Annotated in this window: 5 protein-coding genes; all 5 read left to right on the top strand. The window is 61.0% G+C overall.

What is annotated here, in order from left to right; translation table 11 throughout:
- The first annotated feature begins 10 nt into the window (after nucleotides 1-10).
- Nucleotides 11-1,111, top strand: a complete 1,101-nt coding sequence (locus HKN06_07715; protein ID NNF61200.1) for a flagellar basal body P-ring protein FlgI — start codon at nucleotides 11-13, stop codon at nucleotides 1,109-1,111.
- Nucleotides 1,111-1,935 (top strand): flagellar assembly peptidoglycan hydrolase FlgJ, encoded by an 825-nt coding sequence (flgJ, locus tag HKN06_07720; protein ID NNF61201.1) that lies wholly within the window; start codon nucleotides 1,111-1,113, stop codon nucleotides 1,933-1,935. The genes HKN06_07715 and flgJ overlap by 1 nt, the downstream gene beginning before the upstream one ends.
- Nucleotides 1,935-3,806, top strand: a complete 1,872-nt coding sequence (flgK, locus tag HKN06_07725; protein NNF61202.1) for a flagellar hook-associated protein FlgK — start codon at nucleotides 1,935-1,937, stop codon at nucleotides 3,804-3,806. Before flgJ ends, flgK begins: the two co-directional genes overlap by 1 nt.
- Nucleotides 3,803-5,002 carry a flagellar hook-associated protein FlgL gene (gene flgL / locus HKN06_07730; GenBank protein NNF61203.1) on the top strand — a complete coding sequence of 400 codons (1,200 nt, stop codon included), beginning with the start codon at nucleotides 3,803-3,805 and terminating at the stop codon, nucleotides 5,000-5,002. The genes flgK and flgL overlap by 4 nt, the downstream gene beginning before the upstream one ends.
- 177 nt (nucleotides 5,003-5,179) lie before the next feature.
- The coding region (locus HKN06_07735) for a flagellin (GenBank protein ID NNF61204.1) at nucleotides 5,180-6,449 on the top strand (1,270 nt) is incomplete at its 3' end.

Raw genomic sequence — 6,449 nt, forward strand, 5'->3', positions numbered from 1 at the left:
AGGACCTGTTATGCACCGCATTACTCTTGTTTTTCTTTTTCTTGCCGTACTGCTGCAGCCGGTACAGGCCGAGCGCATCAAGGACCTTGCCTCGATCGCCGGCGTTCGTAACAACCAGCTGGTCGGTTACGGCCTGGTCGTGGGCCTCGAAGGCACCGGTGACCAGACCAGCCAGGCGCCGTTTACGGTGCAGAGCATAAAGAACTTCCTGCAGCAGTTTGGCATTACCGTTCCGGAAAACGTCAACCCGCAGCTGAAAAATGTCGCGGCGGTATCGATCCATGCCGATCTGCCGCCGTTTTCCAAGCCCGGTCAGTCTATTGACGTGACGATATCGTCACTGGGCAATGCGCAAAGCCTGCGTGGTGGCAGCCTGCTGATGGCGCCGCTGCGTGGTGCGGACGGTGAAATCTACGCGATGGCGCAAGGCAGCGTTATCGTCAGTGGATTTGGTGCGTCCGGTAATGACGGTTCGCGAGTTACGGTCAACACCACCAGTGCCGGGCGCATACCCAATGGCGCAACCGTGGAGCGGTCGGTACCCTCCAACTTCGTGACGCTGCCGGCGGTGTTCCTGAACCTCAATACTCCCGATTTCACCACCGCGAACCGGCTGACCGAAGCGGTCAACGCGATGCTTGGTGCCGGTACGGCCCAGGCACTGGATCCGGTATCGATCAAGGTCGCCGCGCCGATCGACCCGTCACAGCGCATCAGCTTTGTCTCCGTACTGGAGAACATCGAACTCGAGCCCGGCGAGGCGCCGGCCCGGGTGATCGTCAATTCACGCACCGGTACCGTTGTTATTGGTTCACACGTCACCGTGAGGCCAGCCGCGGTCTCGCACGGCTCACTCACCGTCACCATTACCGAAACGCCACGTGCCAGCCAGCCAGGTGCCTTCAGCAGCGGCGACACGGTAGTCGTGAATCGCTCTGACATTGAGATCATCGAGGATGCCCAGCGCATGTTCCTGTTCGAGCCGGGCGTGACGCTCAACGAGATCGTCACGGCGGTAAACCAGGTAGGTGCCGCACCGGGTGACCTGGTCGCAATACTCGAGGCGCTGAAACAGGCCGGCTCATTACGCGCGGAGCTGATTGTCATCTGATGAGTGCGTACAGCGGCATCGACACGGACCTCAACGGGCTGGCGCGTCTGCGCACGCAGGCGCAGCAGCGCCCGCAGGCCGCGCTGGAAGAGGTAGCCGGGCAGTTCGAAGCACTGTTCACCCGCATGATGCTAAAGACCATGCGCGAATCCAGCATGAACAGCGACCTGATGAGCAGCAGCCAGTCGTCGCAGTACCTGGAGATGTTTGACGGCCAGATTGCGCAGGAAATGTCACGTGGTCGCGGCCTGGGACTGAAGGAGCTGCTGATTCGGCAGCTCGGCCAGCTCGACGGTGCCGCACCTCTGGAGCGCCCGGTCCAGGCCCAACGCCTGGAACCTGGCAGCAAAGAAGATTTCATCGCCGGACTGCGGCCTTTCGCGCGGCAGGTAGAGCAGGAGCTGGGGATTTCACATCGCGCGGTACTGGCGCAGGCGGCGCTGGAAAGCGGCTGGGGCCGGCACACCATGCGCAAGCCGGACGGCAGTGACAGCTTTAACTTTTTCGGCATCAAGGCAGATGCATCGTGGAATGGTGAGCGGGTGGCAAAACGCACGCTGGAGTTTCGTGACGGTATCGGTACCCGGGAAACGGCGAATTTCCGTTCCTACGACTCTATGGGCGAAGCGGTAAAAGATTATGCAGAATTTATTCGCAGCAACCCGCGCTACGAACAGGCCATAGAACGGGGTGCCGATCCGCATGCTTACGCGCAGGAACTGCAGCGCGCCGGCTATGCCACCGATCCGAAGTACGCGCAGAAAATTGTGGCGATTCTCGACAGTGATGTACTGCGGGATGAAGGCCAGGCAGGAGTATTGTAATGACTGATTTTCTCACCAGCGGCGTGTCCGGGCTGATCGCTTTCCAGCGCGCGCTCGCCACGACCAGCCACAACATCGCCAATGCCAATACGGTCGGCTTCAGCCGCCAGCAGGCACTGCTGGCAGCGCGTCCGGCGCGTGGCACGGCAATGTCCGGGCTCGGTACTGAAGTGACCAGCGTGCGGCGGATCTATGACCAGTACCTGGTAGGGCAGGTGCAGAGCAACACATCGTCTTTCAATCGTCTTGATGCGTTTCACCGCCTGGCGACCCAGGTCGACGACATGCTCGCCGGCGGCGGGACGAGCGTAGGCACGATGCTGCAGGACTTTTTTAACGCGCTCGATACGGTTGCCGACGACCCGGCGGCGTTGATCACTCGCGAGGCAATGCTGGGCCAGGCCCGTGCGCTGACACAGCGTTTTGACCAGGCTGAGTCCCGGCTCAATGCGCTCGACCGCGACGTCAACAGCCGCATTACTAACTCGGTGTCCGAAATCAACGCGCTGGCGCAATCGCTGGCGGACCTCAACAGCCAGATCGTCGCCAGCAGCTTCGGTGGCCAGGCCAGCAATGACCTGCTCGACCAGCGCGACAACCTGTTGACCGAACTGAACAGTCATGTCTCCGTCACCACGGTTACGCAGGATGACGGTGCGACAAACGTGTTTATCGGTAACGGACTGGTGCTGGTGCGCGGCGGTACTTCCGAGGCCCTGGCGACCACGCAGAACGAATTCGAACCGTCACGGCTGGGGATAAAGTTTGCCGACGGCGCGGAGATAACCAGTCGTCTGAGCGGTGGCGAGATCGGTGGCGCGCTGGACTTTCGCCGCGAAGTTCTTGATCCGGCGCGTAATGCCCTCGGTCGTCTGGCCAACGGCATTGCCGCGACCTTGAACCAGCAGCATCGCGCCGGCATTGACCTGACCGGCAGTCGCGGCGGCGATTTGTTCGCCACAGGCGCACCGGTGTCGCAGGCTTCTTCGTTCAACGCCGGCAGCGCGCCGGTGACGACGACCATCGACGATATCGCAACGCTGACAACGGACGATTATGTATTGCGCTACGACGGCGCATCCTGGTCACTGGAGAACAGCGACACCGGCGTGGCCGTGCCGATGACCGGCACTGGCACCGCGGCTGATCCGTTTCGCGCCAACGGACTGACAATCGAAGTCGGGCCCGGCGCCGCCGCTGGCGACCGTTACCTGATCCGGCCAAACAGCAATGCGGCGGCCGGCATGGAATTGCTTGTCAGTGACCCGGCAAAGATTGCCGCGGCCGCCGCCATTATCGGATCTACCTCGACCAGTAACGCCGGCGATGCACAGGTCAGTGCAGGTGTGGTGGTCGACGCCGAACATCCCGACCTGCTCAATTCGGTGAACATCGTTTTCATTGACGCAAACAATTACCAGGTCGACGGCACCGGCCCGGTGCCCTACGCGAGTGGCGACCCGATCATCTATAACGGCTGGCAGGTGGAGATAAGCGGCAGCCCGCAGGCTGGCGATACCTTCACCGTGAGTGCAAATACGGCCGGAAGTGCCGATAACCGTAATGCGCTGTTGCTCAGCGGGCTGCAGAGTGCCGGTGCACTCGACAATGGTTCGTCGAGCCTCAGCGACAGTTTCGGCACGCTGGTCGCCAGCGTTGGCACCGTGACGCAGTTTGCTGCGATAAACCGTGATGCGCAGCAGGTGTTGCTGGCTGATTCGGAGCAGGCTCGTCTGGCCGTATCCGGGGTAAACCTGGATGAAGAGGCGGCCAACCTGCTGCGATTCGAGCAGGCCTACCAGGCTGCGGCGCAGGTGATCAGCGTGGCCGATGAATTATTCCAGACACTGATCGGGGCGGTGAGACGATGAGCGGACGCATTTCAACCCAGGCGCTGTACCTGCAGTCGCTGGCATCGATGCTGAACCAGCAGGCAGCGCTGGCGCGCACGCAGCAGCAGGTCGGCACCGGGCGGCGCTTTGCTACAGCGGCCGATGACCCCGTGGCAGCATCACGCGAACTCGACCTCAACCGCTCGCTCGGCCGGCTGGCCCAGCTGAAGCAGAACATCAGCGTTGCCAACCACCGTCTCGGCCTGGAGGACAACGCACTGGCCGAAGTCACTGACACACTGCAGCGGGTGCGTGAGCTGGCAGTGCTGGCCAACTCCGATACTAACGAAGGGTCGCGTGACGTAATCGTCGAAGAACTCAACCAGCTGCTGGGTCACCTGGTGCAGACTGCCAATGCCAGTGACGGCGAGGGTGGCTACCTGTTTTCCGGTTTTTCCGCGGACGGCCAGCCATTCGTTCGCGACAACACCGTAGTGCAGTATCGCGGCGACCAGGGCCAGCGTTTCCTGCAGATTGGTCCCGAGCGTCGCGTTGCCGACAGTGATTCCGGTGCCGCGGTGTTCCAGTTTGTGCGCAACGGCAACGGCAGCTTTACAACGGCGGCAGCGTCCGAGAACAGCGGCAGCGCAATCATCGATAACGGCGCCGTGCGAAATGCCGGTGCGTGGGTCCCGGGCAGGTACGAAATCTCCTTCGGCACGGCGAATGACTACGAAGTAAAAGACGATTTCGGTGCGGTAGTGGCCAGCGGTACCTACGAGGACGGCGGTGTGATCAGCTTTAACGGCATCGATGTCTCGCTCAGCGGGCCGGCTGCGTCGGGCGATCTTTTCGTGATCGAGCCGGCGCAGTACCAGGATATTTTTGCCATGGTGCAGGGCTTTATTGATACCGCGACCGGCCAGTCGGCCGACAGCGGGGCGCGCGCCATATTTCACTCTGAAATGAATACCGTGCTCGGTAACCTCGACCAGGCACTGGAGCATATCGCCCGCGTACGCACCCGCGTCGGTACCCGGCTGAGCGCGCTTGACGACCAGCAGCAGATGAATCTCGACAGCAAACTTTCGCTGGAAACCACCTTGTCTGATGTACGCGATATCGACCTGATCGAAGCGGCCAGCCGTCTCGATCTGGAGCGCGTTGCGCTGCAGGCCGCGCAGCAGGCTTTCCTGCGGGTACAGAACCTGTCGCTGTTCCGTCTGCTCGGCTGACCTGTCGCTGCCCGATACCCGACTGGAGGGGTCGCTATATAACAGAATACGGATATTGCTCAAGGAATTTCATCCTGGGTCGATACAGCGGCTGGAGGGAGACACGTCACACGGCGTGAATCCAGGACAGCAGGCCATTGGCCCGCTTGTGGAGTATCAACCAGGAGGGGAGCAACAATGGCTCTGACCATCAACACCAATGTGATGTCACTGAATGCCCAGCGAAATCTGTCGACTTCCGACAGCACTCTCGCACAGGCACTACAGCGGCTGTCGACCGGGCTGCGTATCAACAGCGCCAAGGACGATGCCGCTGGTCTCGCGATTTCCGACCGGTTCACCACGCAGATTCGTGGCCTGAACCAGGCAGTGCGAAATGCCAACGACGGTATTTCACTTGCCCAGACAGCGGAAAGCGCACTCAGCGAGGTTAGCAATAACCTGCAGCGGATTCGTGAACTTGCCGTACAGTCGGCCAACGCCACGAACTCTGATTCCGATCGCGCAGCACTCGATGCCGAGGTGCAGCAGCGCCTCGCAGAGATTGACCGCATCGCGTCGCAGACTACGTTCAACAACCGCAAGGTTCTGGACGGCAGCTTCGGCGATGCGGTGTTCCAGGTTGGCGCCAACGTCGCCGAGACCATCCAGGTCAGCCTGAACTCGGGCGTGCGTATTAACCAGATGGGCCAGATCGCGTCGCTGGAAGGCAACGCGGTAACCAGCTCGGATCTTACTGACGGTGGGTTCACTATCCAGATCGGCAGTAACGAAGCTGTTGTTATTGGTTCCAGCGTTGACGGCGCCGAGGCGGTTGGCCAGGCGGCAGACAGTGCGTATGCGAAAAAATTCGCTATCGACGCTGCCGGCGTTACCGGCCTGACCGTACAGGCCAACTCCAGCGTCACTTCGACATTTGCCGATGTGACGGATGCTGTCAGTGGTACCTATTCGTTGTCGATCAATGGCGTGTCTGTCTACGACGGGTTTGATCTCAGCGATCCAGGCAATGATCCGCTGAACAAGGCGACGGTTGTAACCGCAGTCAACCAGAAAGCGGCTGACACCGGCGTGCGCGCATCAATCGATGGCAGTGGTGATGTCGTGTTAACGTCGGCCGAAGGCCGCAATATCCAGGTCGATGAGACGGCGGGAGCAGCCCAGGGTTTTACCGGCACTATTGGTGGTACGGCCTTCACGACTGCCGGCGCACAGACCGGGACCGAGCGTGGCACGCTGACGCTCAGCGCTTCTGAGAACATCGCCCTGAGTGGCGCCGACGCTGCCTTCATCGGCTTCGCCGATGGCCAGACCGTTACCGTCGATACCACGACGCTTGCCACCGTTGATATCACCAGTGTTGCGGACGCGAACAACGTGATTCAACGGGTCGACGCGGCGCTGACCTCGGTCAGCAGCTTCCGCAGCACGCTTGGTGCGATCCAGA

The organism is Gammaproteobacteria bacterium, assembly GCA_013003425.1.
Lineage (GTDB): Bacteria > Pseudomonadota > Gammaproteobacteria > Steroidobacterales > JABDKV01 > JABDJB01.